We start from the raw sequence: 14,611 nt of genomic DNA, 5'->3' as shown, positions 1-14,611 counted from the left end.
TAGCGACGCGCCCTTTCAAAGCAAATTCCAAGCTTCGCATTTGGCGGGAAATGGGGTTAGGCTCTAGGTGAAGAGGAGGTCTTCTGTGTCGACACTCACGCAACAAGAGTTTTGCATCACCTTAAGCGATCTTGCCGCCTTTTTGGAAATGAATCCCGCCGAAGTTAAAAAGAAAGCCGAATCCATTCTTGGGAAAAAGCTCAAAACGCCTCTTCATTCCACTTGGCTGATGCCAGAGGAAGCTCGTCGCATCGTATTGGCGCAAGGATATAAATACCCGAAAAAGGTGATTTCGATTCAAATGCTCAAAGGAGGAGTCGCGAAAACGACCTCTGTTTTGAACATGGGATTAAGAGCTGCCATGTACGGGGCGCGAGTGTTGTTTATCGATTTGGATCAGCAAGCCAATCTCAGTTTCGCTCTTGGGGTGGAGGACGAAAGCCTTCCAGTCTGGGTGGATATCGTAGAGAAAAAGAAAAGCATTGAAGAGTGCGTCCGCTTTATCGAGCCGCATGTGGATTTAATCCCTTCAAGCTTGAACAACTCCGTTTTGGACCGGGTTCTGATGAACTCCAACCGCAACTGGGCTCAGGCGGTTAAGGCTCCTCTGGAAAAGATCCAGCATCGCTATGATCTGATTCTTATCGATACGGCCCCAGCCCTCAGTGCTACGAACACGGCTGTGACTATTGCCTCTGATGAGGTTATATTGCCGGTCAATCCTGATAAATTCGCCTTCCTGGGCTTGCAAAAGAACTTGAGTGAGTTGGAAGACATTAAAGAAGATTTTGAGCTGAGCTTTACAAATAAGATTTTATTCACAAAGTTTGATGGACGGGAGAATGCCAGTCATGAGCTTTTACAGAAGTGTATCGAATCTTTTGAGGGACACCTTATGAAGGGCTATATTCGAACTTCTTCAGAGGTGAAAAACTCTGTGCGTTCGGGCAAAAGCCTTTTTAGCGGCAAGTCTTCGGTGAAGGCCGACTATGACTTTGTTACCCGGGAAATGTTGGGCTTCTGCTAGCTCGTTAATATTGTTTTAAAAATTGTGAGGTAAATATGCCAGAAATTAAGAATTACGATGGTAAGAAAAAAAGTCCCAACCGTGAAAACTCTCACGGCAAACATCATAATAAGCATGCAAAGCGCAGACCTCATGATGAAATGACTGACGCCATGAATGAAGCCGAAGAAATTATGGCGGACGCGGCTGAGATCAATGAACAAGCGGCTGACGAGATGGAAGCGATCAATACTGAGGCACAAAATGAAGGCATCCATCCTTCCACTTACGATGATGAATCATTGGCAGCCAGCGAGATGATCGCTGAAGGTGCTCCCGCGGCGGAACCAAATGCTGAAAAAGTTCATTTGGAATTCTATGGCAGTGAAGTCATTCGCCAAAAAGCTCCGAAGGTTATGGAATTGGCAGACACCGTGGCCGATGAGTGGGTGAAAGACGGGCAGTTTGAAGGTCTTCCTGTGGGCAATCCGTTGGCGCAAATCGCAGCGGCAAAAGTCCTGCGCAAAGCCAAAGACGTTGAAAAGAAGCTTGAGGAAAGAGGCGTTTTTGCGATGGCAAAAATGGGTGCTGACTACGTGAAAGCGGAAATCAATAAAAGGAAAAAGCATTAATTCATGTCTTCTCGCGAATCCAGAATCAGAGAAAATCTAAGCAAGGCTCTCGCTCCGACGGTGTTGGAGATCGAAAACGAGAGCCATATGCACTCCGGCCCCCGCAGCGATTCCCATTATAAAGTGTTGGTTGTTGCGCCCGCGTTCGAGGGGAAGTCCCGCATCGATCGCCAGCGCATGGTCAATGATCTCTTAAAAGAAGAGCTGCAAACGGGGCTCCACGCGCTGACGCAGAAAACCCTCACTCCGGAAGAGTTCGAAAAGCAAAAAGACGCTTTGAACTTTATTTCCCCAGAGTGTCGCGGTGGCAGCAAACACGATAAGTAATAAAAAATTATTCAGAGAATTCAGAAAGTTTGGATTTAAGCTCACCCAGAAGTCTTTTGACTTCTTTAAGCTGTTCTTCTTCCGGCGAGATCTTCTCAGCCATTTGTTCGGTGAGAACGTCCCAAGTATTCAAAGCCTGTTGGAGTTCGGAGTTCAGGTTCCCGAATAATGAGCGGCGAGAGCTTTCTTTCGAGCTCTCTTTGGCGCCTTCTTTGTTGCTAGGTGCCATTGGTGCGGGTTGTTTCACTACGATGTCTTCACTCATTATGCTTAAAATCTATTCAGTTCTGTATCAGCGCGAGGCTGTTTAAGTGCTGTTTCGCTACCAGAATCGCATCGTGCTCTTCTGTTTTTTTAAAATCGCCTCCAAATAATACGAAAACTTAAAACGTTTCGTCCTCTTCGGAATCCCTTTACCAGTCAAGGAAGGGCGATAGTCTCATAAAAGGAACTCCATTTGACAAGTACTTTTAGCCTGATAAATTGCTTCTTTTAGCTAAGCTTGTTTTAGGAGAGTGACATCATGTCTCAAGAGATTATCTACACAATGAAGGGCGTAAGTAAAGTATATCCTCCAAATCGTTATGTTTTGAAGGACATCTATCTTTCTTACTTCTATGGCGCGAAGATCGGCGTTCTGGGTCTGAACGGTTCTGGTAAATCCACTTTGCTCAGAATCATGGCAGGAGTCGACAAGGATTTCCTTGGTGAAGCCTTCCCATCTAAGACAATGAAAGTCGGCTACTTCGAGCAAGAACCAAAACTCGATGACACTCTGACTGTGAAAGAAAACATCTTCGCAGGTATGGGCGAATTGCCGAAGGTGATGAAAGAGTACAACGCGATCAATGATAAATTCGCAGATCCAGATTTGGATCCAGACGAAATGAACAAGCTGATTGAAAAACAGGGTGTACTTCAAGAAAAACTAGAAGCCTTGGGTGCCTGGGATGTCGATCAAAAGATCGAAATCGTCATGGATGCACTTCGCTGTCCAGATGGCGACATGGCTGTCACCAACCTTTCTGGGGGTGAAAAGCGTCGTGTGGCATTGGCAAGATTGATCATGTCAGAGCCAGATATTTTGCTTCTGGATGAGCCAACGAATCACTTGGACGCGGAATCAGTGGCATGGCTTGAGCAATATCTTTCGAAGTTCCCAGGAACTGTTATCGCGGTCACGCATGATCGTTACTTCTTGGACAACGTTGCCGGTTGGATTTTGGAGCTGGACAGAGGCGAAGGCATTCCCTGGAAAGGGAATTACACGTCTTGGTTGGAGCAAAAAGACAAGCGCACCGCTGCGGAACAAAAAGACCAAGCTCGCAAAGCGAAAACCTTGGAGCGCGAGTTGGATTGGATTCGTCAAGGAGCTAAGGCTCGTCAGGCGAAATCTAAGGCACGTATTTCTAACTACGAAAACTTGTTGAAAGAAGCATCTCCAGAGAAAATCCAAGAGATGTCTATCTATATTCCACCGGGACCTCGCTTGGGCGATATCGTCATCGAAGCCAAGGGCATTACGAAGGCCTATGACCACAAAGCGTTGTTGGACGATGTCAGCTTCACGATTCCTAAAGGGGCGATTGTCGGGGTTATTGGACCGAATGGTGTGGGTAAATCAACATTGTTCCGTATGATCACTGGAAAAGAGACTGCAGATAAAGGTACTTTCAAAGTCGGGGAGACCGTGAAGATTGCTTATGTCGATCAAACACGTGAAACTCTGAATCCAGAAAAAACCATCTTCGAGGAACTTTCAGGCGGTGCCGATGTGATCCAATTGGGCACACGCGAGATCAATTCTCGTCAGTACGTTTCTTGGTTCAACTTCTCGGGCTCTGATCAACAGAAGAAAGTTGGTCAATTGTCGGGTGGTGAAAGAAACCGCGTGAACATGGCGAAGATCCTTAAAGAAGGCGGCAATCTTCTTTTGCTGGATGAGCCGACGAATGATTTGGACGTGAACACGATGCGTGCGCTTGAAGAAGCCTTGCTCGAGTTCGGTGGATCTGCCGTGGTGATCTCGCATGACCGTTGGTTCTTGGACCGCGTCTGTACGCATATCATGGCGTTCGAGGGGGATTCAAAAATTGAATTCTTCCCTGGAAACTTCTCGGAATACGAAGAAGACCGCAAGAAACGCCTTGGCGAAAATGCTGGTCCAAAGCGTATCCGCTTCAAAATGATCTAATTTGCTTGTCTGCACTCCGACTTCGTCGGAGTAGGTAAAACTAAAAAGAGAGCCGCAAGGCTCTCTTTTTTATGTCTTTTTTTATTGGGCCAAAGGAATTTTAAGGGTGATCTTAGTGCCCCGGGGGTGCTGCAGATAAGGCTCTTCGCGGGAGCTGACATCTATAGTTCCGCCCATCATTTGCAGATATTCTTTGACCAAAGGCATGCCGTAGCCAGTGCCTTTTTCCCCATGGGTGCCAGAGCGGGTGGTCCGAGCGTTCAGACTAAAAATTTGTGCGACGAGGGGCTCAGGCATTCCCACTCCATAGTCTTGAATTTCAATAACCGCCTCAGAGTCTTTGGAATAAGCGCGCAGATCGATGCGGTCGCCAGGGTGAGAAAACTTCACCGCATTGCTAAGAAGGTTCAAAAGAACCACATTGCTTAGAATCGTTTTCTCGCTATTGACGAACATCTTTTCGCGCGAAAGATCCAGGGCCAGTTTGATACCTTTTTGGTTGGCGATACTTTCAATTTTCTCAAAGACCTCATTCAGCACAAAGGCGATCGATATAGGCTTAAAGAGAATATCAGTCTTGCCGTCTTTGACTGATTTCAAGTGGCGCACCTGAGTGAGCAGGCTGTTAATGTCTGCCACTGCACGTTCCATCTTATCCAACTCAGAGTTGGCGGGCGCCAGATCCTGGTCCTCGCGGGCTTTGACGAGGTTGTAAGTCATTGAGGAAAGGGTGTTGGCAACATCGTGCAAAAGCACCCGCAAAAGATTCTCCACATTGTTGTTTTGTTCTTGAAGCTTCTTGGCATACTTTTGTTCGCCATTAATATAGAGGTGGGTCGTGATAGCTGAGAATAGCAAGAAGACTATGAGGTTGAAGCTTTTCTCAAAACTATAGTTGCCGTGGTCTGCGATAACATTCGGCCCCAGGCCATTGGCCTTGAGATACCAGAAGAAGAGCATCACGCCCACGACTGTGAAATAGCCGACAATAGCGCCTCGAACGCCCAAAAGGATCGCCATCGCCAACGGGAAGGCCGCCAGCCAAAAGATCCCTGGGGCATCAACTCCGCCTGATACATAAAGGAAGAAGGTGACGATAGCGGCGGCGAAACCAATGACGGTGGCTGCTGCATAAACATATTCTTTTAACTTATAGAGGATAAAGGGGGGGATTACGACAAGGGCCAACCACATGCTGATCAGGATCGTGTTGTACTGGTGCACTTTGTATTCGAAATTAAACTTAAAGAAATAGATAACAGGAATCGTGAAGGAGATGATGTAAAGCACCTTCAGATATTTAAGTCTCTTCTGTTGAGCTTCTTCAGCTGTGATTCTAAATTCGAACATTGTGGCTGTGACTATATCCCTATTTAAGGAATTTATCGGCAGTTACAAGACCTCGCGGAAGGTTCTTACAGACATGTAATGCCCCGATTGTTTCAGATTGAATCAGATGAAGTTTCCATTTTATAAACAAGAATTTTTTACCATTCCGCGTTGTGGGCGGGGTGTATAGCCCCATTCTTCGAGGCATGAGCGAAGGTCTTTATCTCGCTGCCAGCAAGGCTTTTAGAGTTGTGTAGTGCTCTTTCAGCTCCATGAATTGCGTCGTATTTCCACCTTGGTCAGGGTGGAGGATCATCGCAGCCTGACGGAAGGCCTTCTTCAATTCGCTGTCTGTGAAACCCTCTGGGAGATCGTGAACCCAGGTCTTCAAGAATTCATAAGAAAGACGTTCGTGAGTGGAAAAGTTGTGGGGCTTTCGTTGTGGACGAACTTTAGGTGCGGCATATTGTCCACGCTTCATTTGGAATTCGAAGCGGCCGATGTGGCCCATCAAGTAAGCCAGGTTCGCTGGGTCAGAGTTCAAATCAGCGGCCTTTTCAGAGGAGGAATGGTCGTGTGAGGTCTGGCTTCCATTCATTTTCTCATTAAGGATTTGCTTGAAGCTCGCTTGAAAACTCATGCATTTCTATTCGGCAGAACCGGGAAAGGCACGAGTCTAGAGTCGTTTCAAGAGGGGAAAGAGCTACAAAAACGCAATTTTCAGAGGGAAAAAGGTCTGTTTCCCTATAGGAAAGTGGGTTTCCAGAGGGGTTTTAAGGCGTTTCTCAAGGGGGATTTTGCATTTCTCGAGGGGGTTTTTGCTGTTTTCCGAGGGGGTGACCCACGTTTCCCTATAGAAAAATAAAAAAAAATGCATATACCCTGCATTTTTTTTTGGACAAAGGCCTGGACTTAGATACACACTAAGCTCATTCGATAGTAACAAGACAAAAATCCTACTGGAGGAATTGAACATGGCTAAAGCCGCAAAAAAAGCTACTACTAAGAAAGCTGCTCCTAAAAAAGCTGCTGCGAAAAAAGCTGCTCCTAAAAAAGCTGCTGCAAAAAAAGCTGCTCCTAAAGCTGCAGCTAAAAAAGCTGCTCCAAAAGCAAAAGCAGCTCCTAAAGCTAAAACTGCTCGCAAACCAAATGCAGCGTTCATGAAAGCTTTGACTCCATCTGCAGCTTTGGCAGCAGTTGTTGGTGCTTCTCCACTTCCACGTACTGAAGTTGTTAAAAAACTTTGGGCTTACATCAAGAAGAACAATCTTCAAGATTCTAAAAACCGTAGAAACATCAATGCTGACGCAAAACTTAAAGAAGTTTTCGGCGGTAAAACTCAAGTTTCTATGTTCGACATGACTAAATTGGTTTCTAAGCACCTTAAATAGGTCTTAGATCAGTTTATCTGACTTAGAATACTAAAAACCCAGGCGTCAGACCCTGGGTTTTTTTATGCCCAAAATCCGCCCTTGGTTCTCGGCGAATCTCAATGTTTGTCGGTTGTAATCCTGTCTTTGAATATGTGGTGGCTTGTGCTATACCTTCGGCATGGGAATTAAGCCGTTATCTCTTGAAGAAATCAAAAAAATGACTGTGGCCTGCCGTATAGCGGCCGATACTCTAACTTATCTTGATAAATACGTGAAAATTGGGATTTCGACTCAAGAGATTGACGAGCTTGCGAATGATTTTATGAAGACTCGCGGCGCGAAGTCGGCTTGTATCGGGTACCACGGGTATCCGAAGTATACCTGCACTTCAGTGAATGAAGTTGTTTGTCATGGCGTTCCTGATGCGAAGACCATTTTGAAGGATGGCGATATCATCAATGTCGACGTGACTTCTTGGATCGATGGCTTCTTTGGTGACACTTCGAAAATGTATATGATCGGAAACGTTTCTGCGGAAGCGAAGGACCTTGTGGAAACAGCGATGCTGGCTCGTGACAAGGGGATCGAGGCCATTACACCGAAGGGTTATACGGGCGACATCGGTTTTGAAACCAATAAGCTTGTGACTCGCAAAGGTTATTCAGTTGTTAAGGAAATCGGCGGCCACGGTGTTGGTCGTGTTTTCCATGAAGAACCTTTTGTTCCTGCTTTCGGTAAAAAGGGAAAAGGCGAACGTCTTGTTCCATTCCATTGCATCACCGTCGAGCCGATGGTCAATCAGGGGACCGAAGAAGTGGTCGAGTTCGATATCCACGGCTCTAGTATCAAGTATTATCATACTGCGGATGGTCTTTTGTCTGCACAGTTTGAACATACAGTACTAGTAACCGATACTGGTTACGAAATTCTCACGCTGCCGTAGGCGGCTGGTGAAAAAGGCCCAATCGACTGCGTTGTCGGGCCTTTCGCTTCTCTCCGACGTGGCGCTGCCACGCCTGCGTTTCGCGAAAAACCCTCCGCCTTGCGCTTGGACCTTTTTGACCAGCCTTGGTGCTGGGGAATTTGAATTTTTGGATTTTAGATTTTTTTTGGAATACTATTTTTTAACAAGGAAGAATCAATGTCATTAACGACTACAAATGGAAAGTCCGCTATGAAGAAAAACATGAAACCTATGAAACCTGTTAAGGCTGCTAAAGCTGCAACAACGACAACGGCTCCTAAGACTGCAACTGTAGACTACATGGTTTGCAAAGAGGCGATGGAGAATCCAGAAGTGTTCGCGAAGCTTGCTCAATGGGGCCGCGAAGAAATCAAGATCGCTGAAACTGAAATGCCTGGTTTGATGGCGGTTCGTAAAGAGTACAAAAAACAGCAACCACTTAAAGGTGCTAAAATCGCGGGTTGCCTTCATATGACAATCCAAACAGCGGTTCTTATCGAGACTCTTGTAGAGCTTGGTGCGGAAATCCGTTGGTCTTCTTGCAATATCTTCTCAACTCAAGACCACGCAGCAGTTGCAATCGCAGCAGCGGGCATCCCGGTTTTCGCTTGGAAAGGTCTTTCTGAGTCTGAATTTAACTGGTGCATCGAGCAAACTATCACTGGTTGGGGCAAAGATGGCTTCAACATGATTCTTGATGACGGTGGCGATTTGACAAACATGATGCATGAGCCACGCTTCGCAAAAGAATTGAAAAAGATCATCGGTATCTCTGAAGAGACGACGACAGGTGTTCACAATCTAGAAGTGATGTTGAAAGCTGGAAAATTGAAAGTTCCTGCAATCAATATCAATGACTCAGTAACAAAATCTAAATTCGACAACTTGTACGGTTGCCGCGAATCTTTGGCTGACGGTATCAAACGTGCCACAGACGTGATGGTTGCCGGTAAAATCTGCGTTGTAGCTGGATACGGCGACGTAGGTAAAGGTTCTGCTCACTCACTTCGTGGTTTGGGCGCGCGCGTTCTTGTGACTGAAATCGATCCTATCTGCGCATTGCAAGCAGCTATGGAAGGTTTCGAAGTGACTACTATGGACGATGCTGCTCCTCAAGGCGATATCTTCGTAACTGCAACTGGTTGCTGCGATATCATCACTGAAAAGCATTTCACTAAAATGAAAAACAACGCGATTGTTTGCAACATCGGTCACTTCGATATCGAAATCGATATGGCTTGGTTGAACAAAAATTCAAAAAAACGCGAAGTAAAACCTCAAGTGGACATCCACACTTTGAAGTCTGGAACACAAGTGATCATCTTGGCTCAAGGCCGTTTGGTTAACTTGGGTTGTGCAACTGGACATCCAAGCTTCGTAATGAGTAACTCATTCACGAATCAAGTTTTGGCTCAAATGGAACTTTACATGAACCGCGATAAATATCAAAAAATCGCAGTTTACCGTTTGCCTAAACACTTGGACGAAAAAGTGGCGGCTCTTCACCTTGGTAAATTGGGTGTGAAGTTGACTAAGCTTTCTGCGAAGCAAGCAAAATACCTCCACATGGATCAGAACGGTCCTTTCAAGCCGGAGCACTATCGTTACTAACCCGCGAAGCGGGGCTACATAGGCTTCAAAAATCTTCGGACAGTCCTCGCGAGAGGCTGTCCTTTTTTTTTGCGTTTTTTAGTGGCTCGCTTGCGGAACTTGATTTTTGAAGCCTATGTAGCCCCGCTTCGCTGGCGTTAACCGTAGTGGCGGTTGGAAGGACCTCTTCTTTGCGTTTTTTCTGGCTGCTTCCTTTGGAAGGGCGCGGGATTCGGGGGACCGGGAGAGATGGGAGAGATTGGAGAGCTATTTGGCTTCTTTGTTTAGGTGGGATTGGATTAGGGGGTATTTGGTGAGGTTGCCTTGGAGGTTTTTTTTGAAGGCGGCTTCTATTTTTGGGAGATCTTTTTTGAAGGATTTTTGAAGGGTGACGTAGATGGGGACTTCTGCGAAGGGGACTTCGCTCATTTTGATTTCGGATTTTGCTTCGGGGGTTGAGTTGATTGCGCCAAGGCCGACTTCTTCAATCGCTAGGAAATAATCGACTTCGTGGTCTAAGAGCAGCTTGATTCCGTGAAAGGGGCTGTTGGCGGTTACGAACTTCAAGGATTTCTTTTTGGCTTCTTGATCTATCAAGACATTGTTTCGTGCTAAGGCGCCTTTTAGTTTTTTTAGATTTTTGGGATCAAAGGACTTGTTGTCAGCACGGTAGAATATGCGTGCATATGTTTTGAGAATAGGAAACGACATGGTGACGACCTTGTCTCTGTTTTCAGTGCTGGCCAAGTCGTCATAGGGAATGGCGTCGACATCGCCGTCGATGACGAGGTCGTAGGTTCGTTTTGTTTCAAAGGTCTTGATCACAACATCAAAGCCAGCATCCTTCAAAGAGGCTGTCATCAGACTTAGATATTCATTCAGTGCGGGATTCCTTGAGTAGCGAAACGGCATCCCCATGGTCAGAGGTGTGTTCTCTGACTGAGCCAATACCGGAGAAAACAAAAGGAAAAGGCCGAGGATGATTTTCATCTTCTTCAGAATACCGACTTTGCGTGTTGTATATCAATCAAGATCCTACGAAGGGTGGACTTCCGCTGGACGATGGATGGGACGTGTTTGTGCAACGACATCGGCCTTTTGGACCCGATTTTGGAATCGCCAGCCCATTGAGGTGCGCGTCACTTTATCTTGCTTAAATGAACCCGTCTCGATGATTTGGTGATCACTGGTGTTGATGACCAAGTATTCAGAATCAACGATGGCGTGGTCAATGCTTCCGCCGTCACTGACGACCATATTGAACATCACCATGCGCTTGCCGCTAAGGCTTCCTCCGTGAAGTTCTTTTCCCAGGTGCTTGCGCAGTTGTTCCCAATTTGTGAACTTGCCGCCCGGACTTTCAAAAGTGATTCCACTTCGTGCCCAGCAATCCATAACACCTTCTTCATCGGCATTATCTAAACAGCGATTGTAACGAGAACATAGATCTAAAATTTCAAAACGATCATTGGCAGAGAGTAAAGTCATCGGGGACTCCTTTGTTTGAAAAGAAGTCTCCTCCGAGTTTTATTGAATTTCCAAGGAAAGCACGAAGGTTTGGAAAAATACAATCCTACTCCGACAGCGTCGGAGCGCAGACCCGTAGCGAAGCGACCCGTACGGTGGATTATTTTTTAAAACTTAGATTATCACAATAGTGACGAAGTTCTTGGATGCTTTCACGGATGTCATCCAGTGCACGATGTTTATTGGATTTCTGATAAACATAGTTGAACTTGTTATTGATGATCACTTTCCAAGAAGACACATCGACCATGCGATAGTGCAGGCGACCTGCAAAATCCGGCATGTACTTATTGATGAAAAGACGATCTTGCATGATGGAATTACCCGCAAGCACCGGACGATCTTTTGGATCGGGGAAGTATTTCTTAATCATGTCGACCAGCTTGGCTTCAACTTGATCTGCAGGCATTCCGTTTGGAACTTTAGCAGTCAAACCGGATTTGCCGTGATGCTCTTTATTCCAAGCATCCATCGCATCCAGATATTTCTGTGGTTGTTTCACGACGGTTTCAAAGGTTTCAAGTTCGGCGAAGTTCAGATCTGTTACGATCGCGGCCACTTCGATGATCACTTCTTTATCGATATCGAGACCTGTCATCTCCATATCGAGCCAAAAAAGTTTATTCATGGATTCAAATCCTATTCTAGGGACGCAGTCCCGGATACAGAGCTCTGACAAAGCCAGAGTGCAGGTACCCATGATGGATCATCTTGATAGGGGAGACAAGGAAAGCTTTAGGCTTTAACGGCCATCTGCCCTGTTTTAAGAGCTTTTTGAACAGTTTCGATTAGAAGACGTTCGTTCCAAGGCTTGTCGATGAAAGCAAAGACGCCCAAACGTTGAGCCTCTTGCACCATCTCTTTTTGGCCATAGCCTGTGTGCATGATAAACGGAGTCTCGATTTCATTCGCGCGCATCCACTTCAGAACATCCAAGCCGGATTTCTTCGGCATCTTTTCGTCAGAAAGTACGGCATCGAATTTATGTGATTGTAAAAGTTGAATGCCTTCGGCGCCATTGGCAGCTTGAAGAATCTCTGTGGTGGTGTCTTCTAAAATTGCGATCAGTACTTCGCGCAATTCAGATTCGTCGTCGATGATAAGAAGGCGGCCTGTGCTCATTCGACTAGTATGACAAAAGAGGATGATGTCGTCATCCTCTAGTCTTGTATAGAACAGTCAATTTCTGCTCAAGCTTCGTAGTGCAAAGCTTGAAGCAGTAAAAGAAATTTATTTACTAATGTTAGAACCAGTCACTTTATAGTCGCCAGCTTTTGAAACTGCGGACTGAATTTGTTCTTGAGTGAACTTGATTCCCGCTTTTGGAGAGATCACAACTTTGCCCATTGTAACTTCACATTTGTCCATGCCATCCATTGTGCAGACTTTTGAGTGAATCATCTTAGCGCAGCTTCCACAGTGCATACCTTCAACGTTGTAGGTGATAGTCTCAGCTAGGGCTGCTTGAGAAATGAAGAGGGCAGAGAGGGCTAATAGCATTTTCACGGGAAACTCCTTGGTTGGATGCCTCAAACTATAGCTGGTTCGGGGGCAAACACCAATCGAAGGCATATCGCAGCAGGTCTTTTTGCTTATTTTCCAAGCAATATTCGATTTGTAGAGATTTTTTGTAAAATTATTGTTGTCAGCCTTCATTACTGTAGCTATAACAAATCTTCCAAAACACCACGGGGTGGTAGTTAAGTTGGTTATAACGTCCGCCTGTCACGCGGAAGGCCGCGGGTTCGAGTCCCGTCCACCCCGCCATTTTTTCTCTGAATTAATGGCCAAAATCACCGAAGCTGAGTCTTCGGTTTTTTTATGCCCAAAATCCGACCATTTTAGCTTAAAACACAAAGTGCAAATGCAAGTGCCGCCGAATGCCAAAAGCAGTATGAAACGGTGTTTAGATTGGCAGCCGAAAAAACTTGGAATGCCAAAGCAGCCCACATCGACCAGTACCAAGTGGTACAAAAAGGCAGAGACCTAAATGGTTTTTGGGCGGGTGACGATATTGAATCGGTCCGTCAAAATGCTGATTTTAATCTTAACGGTTTAACCCAAGACCAAGCTACTTTAAGACATGTTTTGGTAAAATCCGAAGAGTGTTTACCTGGAATGAGTAGGGAGGCTCTTTCAACTATTTTACTGATGTTGAATAAGTAAATTAAGACAATTATCCCTTGTTTCGGTGATGATTTGAACCGCCAGCAAGAAGGGGTGGTGGCTGTGGAACTGGTTTTAAGTAGATTTTAAATTTGTTAAGAATTGTGTAAAAAGAAGAAGGAGTCCACAAGACTCCCTCTTCTTATTTGCATCTGAAGGTCTTTTTAATTACAACCTGCCAAACAATTTTTTCGAGGTTCATATGAAAAAAGCATTATTGGCAGCTGGTTTGGTAATTACTTTTGTATCCCCAGTGTTCGCTGGAAAAATGAAAGACATCTACATCGATACTCGTGAAAGTGTGATGGATTATTTGGGATTCGATGAATCGATCATTTCTATTGAAGGAATGAAGTTCGTGCAAGTTGAAGGTGCTGATGTTGCGGTGGAAACAATCGCTCGAGGTTATTATAGCCGAAGCATTCCAGCTCCAACTTTTAAGTGTGTGACTATTTTTAAAAAGCAGGATTTTGATAGTTACTTGGTTGTCGGGACGAAATGTCAGCAAGTTCCTTAAATAAAAAAGGGAGAGTTCGAAAGTCGACCCATACGGCCCGCCATTTTTTCTCTGAATTAATGGCCAAATCACCGAGGCTTTGTTCTCGGTTTTTTATATCCAAAATATAAACCAATTATTGTTACTCTCGGCGCCGGTGTTGCTATGCGTTCTGGCAGAGCGAAACCATGGCTCTTGCCCAGGAACTTTTGTCTCAGTTAGAGATAGCGCCCATGTAGATATTTAAGTCAAATTCATAAATTTAAACATCTAAAAGCGAATATATTTTTTCAGAACCATCGTGCTCTTAATGATGGGTGGCGTTCAGATTGCACCTAAAGAATCACATAGGCGATTTAATTGATCTCGGGGGGGACATGAAAATCAATTTTTTGAAGGCAGCGGTATCAACACTCGTAATGACATTCTTACTTGCTCTCTCGTTAGAGGTTCAAGCTGGGGGCGCTCTTTCTGGATCTGTTCAGATTGCTTCAACTGCTTCTAATACAATAACTTTTTATCCGGTGGTTAAAGGTTCTTACTCTCGATTTGCTCTTCGCTACTGCACGCCAGGTTCTACTTGGTTTAAAAGAAATGGTGGTGTTCTTTGGGATATGACGAAATCATTTGTGGTTCCACCCAAATGTTTTGATGTGGCAGATGGCATTTACGGTTCCATGCAATCTAGCTACACAATTCAAACTCCCGACGTTATGGCACTTTACGGGCTCAATAGTATGGACTTTACTGTGTACTTCGAAGTCCAGGTTCCCGTGCTCACTGGAGGTTATAAGACTTATCTTATAGAACCCAAAATCTTCCAAGTTGTGGCTCAATAGGAAACCGAATATTTAGTCTAAGAAGAGGGGGGCTGACCCCCTTTTTTTTGTATGAAATCACTGTTCTCAAGATTCGCGAGAAACTTACTTCGTAAGTTTCTCGGAGCGTTCACGAAGATGGCCAGAAGTGAATTACTTCAGTTCATCCTGACCAGATGAAAAAGGATT

The 14,611-nt window shown here is 45.2% G+C and carries 18 protein-coding genes and 1 tRNA gene; 11 read left to right on the top strand and 8 right to left on the bottom strand.

Translation table 11 applies throughout. The features are described 5' to 3' along the window. Positions 1-85 precede the first annotated feature (85 nt). The 3 genes from NWE73_RS15255 to NWE73_RS15245 are packed head-to-tail and all read left to right on the top strand — an operon-like array spanning position 86 to position 1,965. Positions 86-1,027 carry a ParA family protein gene (locus tag NWE73_RS15255; RefSeq protein ID WP_277579209.1) on the top strand — a complete coding sequence of 314 codons (942 nt, stop codon included), beginning with the start codon at positions 86-88 and terminating at the stop codon, positions 1,025-1,027. A 35-nt stretch (positions 1,028-1,062) separates the two neighbouring features. Then, positions 1,063-1,638, top strand: coding sequence for a hypothetical protein (locus NWE73_RS15250; RefSeq protein WP_277579208.1), 576 nt, complete (start codon positions 1,063-1,065; stop codon positions 1,636-1,638). 3 nt (positions 1,639-1,641) lie between these two features. After that, on the top strand, positions 1,642-1,965 hold the full coding sequence (locus NWE73_RS15245; RefSeq protein ID WP_277579207.1) for a BolA family protein: 324 nt from the start codon (positions 1,642-1,644) through the stop codon (positions 1,963-1,965). A 7-nt stretch (positions 1,966-1,972) separates the two neighbouring features. Here NWE73_RS15245 and NWE73_RS15240 read toward each other — a convergent pair whose 3' ends face one another. Then, positions 1,973-2,230, bottom strand: a complete 258-nt coding sequence (locus NWE73_RS15240; RefSeq protein WP_277579206.1) for a hypothetical protein — start codon at positions 2,228-2,230, stop codon at positions 1,973-1,975. 258 nt (positions 2,231-2,488) lie between these two features. Between NWE73_RS15240 and ettA the strand changes: the two genes are divergently transcribed. Then, positions 2,489-4,159 (top strand): energy-dependent translational throttle protein EttA, encoded by a 1,671-nt coding sequence (ettA, locus tag NWE73_RS15235; protein WP_277579205.1) that lies wholly within the window; start codon positions 2,489-2,491, stop codon positions 4,157-4,159. An 81-nt stretch (positions 4,160-4,240) separates the two neighbouring features. Here ettA and NWE73_RS15230 read toward each other — a convergent pair whose 3' ends face one another. Beyond that, the gene (locus NWE73_RS15230; protein ID WP_277579204.1) at positions 4,241-5,509 is read right to left on the bottom strand and encodes a sensor histidine kinase; all 1,269 of its coding nucleotides are present in this window, start codon (positions 5,507-5,509) and stop codon (positions 4,241-4,243) included. 199 nt (positions 5,510-5,708) lie between these two features. After that, positions 5,709-6,128, bottom strand: coding sequence for a J domain-containing protein (locus tag NWE73_RS15225; protein ID WP_277579203.1), 420 nt, complete (start codon positions 6,126-6,128; stop codon positions 5,709-5,711). Positions 6,129-6,462: 334 nt separating this feature from the next. Here NWE73_RS15225 and NWE73_RS15220 point away from each other — a divergent pair, with 334 nt between their 5' ends. The 3 genes from NWE73_RS15220 to ahcY all read left to right on the top strand — a co-directional run bounded on the left by NWE73_RS15220 (position 6,463) and on the right by ahcY (position 9,436). Continuing rightward, positions 6,463-6,879 carry an SWIB/MDM2 domain-containing protein gene (locus NWE73_RS15220; protein ID WP_277579202.1) on the top strand — a complete coding sequence of 139 codons (417 nt, stop codon included), beginning with the start codon at positions 6,463-6,465 and terminating at the stop codon, positions 6,877-6,879. A 160-nt stretch (positions 6,880-7,039) separates the two neighbouring features. Beyond that, positions 7,040-7,804, top strand: coding sequence for a type I methionyl aminopeptidase (gene map / locus NWE73_RS15215; protein WP_277579201.1), 765 nt, complete (start codon positions 7,040-7,042; stop codon positions 7,802-7,804). Between the two features lie 198 nt (positions 7,805-8,002). Further along, positions 8,003-9,436: an adenosylhomocysteinase gene (gene ahcY, locus NWE73_RS15210; RefSeq protein ID WP_277579200.1), complete on the top strand. Its 1,434-nt coding sequence runs from the start codon at positions 8,003-8,005 to the stop codon at positions 9,434-9,436. Between the two features lie 246 nt (positions 9,437-9,682). On the opposite strand, the gene NWE73_RS15205 is transcribed toward ahcY, so the two are convergent. From NWE73_RS15205 to NWE73_RS15185, 5 genes are all read right to left on the bottom strand, one after another. Next, positions 9,683-10,405: a substrate-binding periplasmic protein gene (locus NWE73_RS15205; protein WP_277579199.1), complete on the bottom strand. Its 723-nt coding sequence runs from the start codon at positions 10,403-10,405 to the stop codon at positions 9,683-9,685. A 45-nt stretch (positions 10,406-10,450) separates the two neighbouring features. Further along, positions 10,451-10,903: a nuclear transport factor 2 family protein gene (locus NWE73_RS15200; RefSeq protein WP_277579198.1), complete on the bottom strand. Its 453-nt coding sequence runs from the start codon at positions 10,901-10,903 to the stop codon at positions 10,451-10,453. 139 nt (positions 10,904-11,042) lie between these two features. Further along, complete coding sequence (orn, locus tag NWE73_RS15195; protein ID WP_277579197.1) at positions 11,043-11,570, bottom strand: oligoribonuclease; 528 nt, start codon at positions 11,568-11,570, stop codon at positions 11,043-11,045. Between the two features lie 107 nt (positions 11,571-11,677). Continuing rightward, the gene (locus tag NWE73_RS15190; protein ID WP_277579196.1) at positions 11,678-12,064 is read right to left on the bottom strand and encodes a response regulator; all 387 of its coding nucleotides are present in this window, start codon (positions 12,062-12,064) and stop codon (positions 11,678-11,680) included. A 108-nt stretch (positions 12,065-12,172) separates the two neighbouring features. After that, positions 12,173-12,442 carry a heavy-metal-associated domain-containing protein gene (locus tag NWE73_RS15185; protein WP_277579303.1) on the bottom strand — a complete coding sequence of 90 codons (270 nt, stop codon included), beginning with the start codon at positions 12,440-12,442 and terminating at the stop codon, positions 12,173-12,175. Positions 12,443-12,632: 190 nt separating this feature from the next. Here NWE73_RS15185 and NWE73_RS15180 point away from each other — a divergent pair. The 4 genes from NWE73_RS15180 to NWE73_RS15165 all read left to right on the top strand — a co-directional run bounded on the left by NWE73_RS15180 (position 12,633) and on the right by NWE73_RS15165 (position 14,443). After that, positions 12,633-12,709 (top strand) — tRNA-Asp (locus NWE73_RS15180). A gap of 144 nt (positions 12,710-12,853) precedes the next feature. Then, positions 12,854-13,108 (top strand): hypothetical protein, encoded by a 255-nt coding sequence (locus NWE73_RS15175; protein WP_277579195.1) that lies wholly within the window; start codon positions 12,854-12,856, stop codon positions 13,106-13,108. A gap of 202 nt (positions 13,109-13,310) precedes the next feature. After that, positions 13,311-13,625, top strand: coding sequence for a hypothetical protein (locus NWE73_RS15170; RefSeq protein ID WP_277579194.1), 315 nt, complete (start codon positions 13,311-13,313; stop codon positions 13,623-13,625). 356 nt (positions 13,626-13,981) lie between these two features. Next, on the top strand, positions 13,982-14,443 hold the full coding sequence (locus tag NWE73_RS15165) for a hypothetical protein (RefSeq protein ID WP_277579193.1): 462 nt from the start codon (positions 13,982-13,984) through the stop codon (positions 14,441-14,443). The last annotated feature ends 168 nt before the right edge of the window (positions 14,444-14,611 follow it).

It is taken from the genome of Bdellovibrio svalbardensis, from assembly GCF_029531655.1.
Taxonomy (GTDB): domain Bacteria; phylum Bdellovibrionota; class Bdellovibrionia; order Bdellovibrionales; family Bdellovibrionaceae; genus Bdellovibrio; species Bdellovibrio svalbardensis.
Note: the sequence above shows the minus strand (reverse complement) of the source record. Positions and strands in the feature narration are given on the sequence as shown.

Coding starts and splice junctions, on each gene's coding strand:
- orn (WP_277579197.1), bottom strand. CDS start 11,570: ATGAATAAACTTTTTTGGCTCGATATGGAGATGACAGGTCTCGATATC.
- NWE73_RS15190 (WP_277579196.1), bottom strand. CDS start 12,064: ATGAGCACAGGCCGCCTTCTTATCATCGACGACGAATCTGAATTGCGC.
- map (WP_277579201.1), top strand. CDS start 7,040: ATGGGAATTAAGCCGTTATCTCTTGAAGAAATCAAAAAAATGACTGTG.
- NWE73_RS15185 (WP_277579303.1), bottom strand. CDS start 12,442: ATGCTATTAGCCCTCTCTGCCCTCTTCATTTCTCAAGCAGCCCTAGCT.
- NWE73_RS15240 (WP_277579206.1), bottom strand. CDS start 2,230: ATGAGTGAAGACATCGTAGTGAAACAACCCGCACCAATGGCACCTAGC.
- ettA (WP_277579205.1), top strand. CDS start 2,489: ATGTCTCAAGAGATTATCTACACAATGAAGGGCGTAAGTAAAGTATAT.
- NWE73_RS15230 (WP_277579204.1), bottom strand. CDS start 5,509: ATGTTCGAATTTAGAATCACAGCTGAAGAAGCTCAACAGAAGAGACTT.
- NWE73_RS15200 (WP_277579198.1), bottom strand. CDS start 10,903: ATGACTTTACTCTCTGCCAATGATCGTTTTGAAATTTTAGATCTATGT.
- ahcY (WP_277579200.1), top strand. CDS start 8,003: ATGTCATTAACGACTACAAATGGAAAGTCCGCTATGAAGAAAAACATG.
- NWE73_RS15165 (WP_277579193.1), top strand. CDS start 13,982: ATGAAAATCAATTTTTTGAAGGCAGCGGTATCAACACTCGTAATGACA.
- NWE73_RS15205 (WP_277579199.1), bottom strand. CDS start 10,405: ATGAAAATCATCCTCGGCCTTTTCCTTTTGTTTTCTCCGGTATTGGCT.
- NWE73_RS15225 (WP_277579203.1), bottom strand. CDS start 6,128: ATGAGTTTTCAAGCGAGCTTCAAGCAAATCCTTAATGAGAAAATGAAT.
- NWE73_RS15220 (WP_277579202.1), top strand. CDS start 6,463: ATGGCTAAAGCCGCAAAAAAAGCTACTACTAAGAAAGCTGCTCCTAAA.
- NWE73_RS15170 (WP_277579194.1), top strand. CDS start 13,311: ATGAAAAAAGCATTATTGGCAGCTGGTTTGGTAATTACTTTTGTATCC.
- NWE73_RS15250 (WP_277579208.1), top strand. CDS start 1,063: ATGCCAGAAATTAAGAATTACGATGGTAAGAAAAAAAGTCCCAACCGT.
- NWE73_RS15245 (WP_277579207.1), top strand. CDS start 1,642: ATGTCTTCTCGCGAATCCAGAATCAGAGAAAATCTAAGCAAGGCTCTC.